Origin of the sequence: Microbacterium sp. Leaf351 (genome assembly GCF_001423825.1) — a bacterium.
Taxonomy (GTDB): Bacteria; Actinomycetota; Actinomycetes; order Actinomycetales; family Microbacteriaceae; genus Microbacterium; species Microbacterium ginsengisoli.
Genome location: NZ_LMPK01000002.1, coordinates 91,006 through 93,297 on the forward strand (window position 1 = coordinate 91,006; position 2,292 = coordinate 93,297).

At 70.6% G+C, this 2,292-nt stretch carries 1 protein-coding gene and 2 pseudogenes; all 3 read right to left on the reverse strand.

Going from position 1 to position 2,292, the window contains the following annotated elements; all coding sequences use genetic code 11:
* Positions 1-546 (reverse strand): annotated as a pseudogene (locus ASG00_RS14160) (TetR/AcrR family transcriptional regulator); the annotation flags it as partial.
* Positions 547-605: 59 nt separating this feature from the next.
* Complete coding sequence (argG, locus tag ASG00_RS00940) at positions 606-2,048, reverse strand: argininosuccinate synthase (RefSeq protein ID WP_056206179.1); 1,443 nt, start codon at positions 2,046-2,048, stop codon at positions 606-608.
* A 50-nt stretch (positions 2,049-2,098) separates the two neighbouring features.
* Positions 2,099-2,292 (reverse strand): annotated as a pseudogene (locus ASG00_RS14690) (Pr6Pr family membrane protein); the annotation flags it as partial.

A 2,292-nucleotide genomic window follows, 5' to 3' on the forward strand; every position in this document is an offset into this window, starting at 1 on the left:
GACATCGCGGGCGTCGACGTCGTCGATGTCTGTCAGCTCGCGGAGCGCTGTGCGCGCGGCCTCCTCGATGACGCGGGCGAGGAGGGCGGGCGGGAGGTCGCCGCGGAATGCGCCGCCGGCGACGCCGCGGTCGACGATCCCGCGCAGCCGCTCACGCAACGGCCCGAGGGAGCGGGCGGTCTCGTCGACGTGGTCGTCGTCGACGGCGAGGCTCGCGGAGGCCTGCACCTGTGCGGCCTCCGCCCACAGCCGTGCGGCGAGCGTCGCGAGGGCGATCGCGGGGTCGATGTCGAGCGTGCTCGTCGCGATCGCGTTGAACCGCTCGGCGGCGACCGCGATGACCGCGCGCACCAGGCTGTCGCGGTCGGGGAAGTGACCGTAGACGGCGCGACGGCTGAGGCCGGCCTCGCGGGCGATCGTGTCGATCGAGGCGTGGGGGTCGCGGGCGAGCACGGTCTGCGCGGCCCGCACGAGCGCGACCCGATTGGTCGCGGCATCCGCTCGTCGCGCGCGTGCGGGCGCGGCAGGGGGCACACCGGGGGGCATGCCCGTCAGTCTACGCTAACTTGCACAGGGCTGTGCAAGTTAATTCGAGGCGATGGCTTTCAGTCGGTTCCGGCGTCGAAGGCCGACGACTCGTTCGCCGCGTCTGTCGCGTCGGCGAGGGCCTCGCGCGCGTCGGAGAACGGCTCGGCGTGCTCGACGATCTCGTCCGCGGCGCCCGACTCGAGACGTCCGACGAGAGCGCCCGTCGGACCGCCGATGAGACCCTGCGCCGCGTACTGCTCGAGGCGCGCGCGGGAGTCGGCGATGTCGAGGTTTCGCATCGTGAGCTGGCCGATGCGGTCGACCGGGCCGAATGCGGCGTCGCCGACACGCTCCATCGAGAGCTTCTCGGGTGCGTACGACATGCCGACGGCCGTCGTGTCGAGGATCGTGTAGTCCTCGCCGCGACGCAGGCGCAGCGTCACCGAGCCGGTGATCGTCGACCCGACCCACTTCTGGATCGACTCGCGCAGCATGAGCGACTGGGGCTCGAGCCAGCGACCCTCGTACATGAGGCGGCCGAGACGGCGACCCTGTTCGTGGTAGGTCGCGAGGGTGTCCTCGTTGAGGATGCTGTTCACGAGTCGCTCGTACGCGATGAACAGCAGCGCCATACCCGGCGCCTCGTAGATGCCGCGGGACTTCGCCTCGATGATGCGGTTCTCGATCTGGTCGCTCATGCCCAGGCCGTGGCGGCCGCCGATGCGGTTCGCCTCGAACACGAGCGCCACCGGGTCGCGGAACTCGACGCCGTTCAGCGCCACCGGACGCCCGGCCTCGAACGTCACGGTGACGTCCTCCGCGGCGATCTCGACGGACGGGTCCCAGAAGCGAACGCCCATGATGGGCTCGACGGTCTCGAGTGAGACATCCAGGTGCTCGAGGGTCTTCGCCTCGTGCGTCGCCCCCCAGATGTTGGCGTCGGTCGAATAGGCCTTCTCGGCGCTGTCGCGATAGGGGAAGCCGTGGGCGACGAGCCACTCGCTCATCTCCTGCCGGCCGCCGAGCTCGGTCACGAAGTCGGCGTCGAGCCACGGCTTGTAGATGCGCAGCGCGGGGTTGGCGAGCAGGCCGTAGCGGTAGAACCGCTCGATGTCGTTGCCCTTGTAGGTCGAACCGTCACCCCAGATGTCGACGCCGTCCTCCTTCATCGCGCGCACGAGCAGCGTGCCGGTGACGGCGCGGCCGATGGGGGTGGTGTTGAAGTAGGTGCGTCCGCCCGAGCGGATGTGGAACGCGCCACAGGTCAGCGCGACGAAGCCCTCCTCGACGAGGGCCGTCTTGCAGTCGACCAGGCGCGAGACCTCGGCACCGTACTCGAGCGCGCGCCCCGGGATCGCATCGATGTCGGTCTCATCGGGCTGGCCGAGGTCACCGGTGTAGGTGCAGGGTATGGCGCCCTTGTCGCGCATCCAGGCCACCGCGACCGAGGTGTCAAGGCCCCCCGAGAACGCGATGCCGACGCGCTCGCCGACGGGGAGGGACTGCAGCACTTTCGACATGGGCACCAGCCTACCGAGCCGGATGCCGCGTGCCCCGCGCTCGGGCGCGGTCAGGAGCGGGTGCGCAGACGCCCCACCCAGACCACGAGGACGCCGACCACGATGAACGCCGCGGAGATGATCGCGACCCAGAGCGCCACCCCGGCGTAGCCCGACGCCTGCGCGTTCGGGTCGAGGAACGGGTAGGGGTACCAGTACGGCGCCCCCGTGTTGGGGTTGGTCACGAGCGGCCCGCGCACGAGGG

Bases quoted from the DNA above. Each gene is read 5' to 3' on its own strand.
- argG (WP_056206179.1), bottom strand. From the start codon at position 2,048: ATGTCGAAAGTGCTGCAGTCCCTCCCCGTCGGCGAGCGCGTCGGCATC.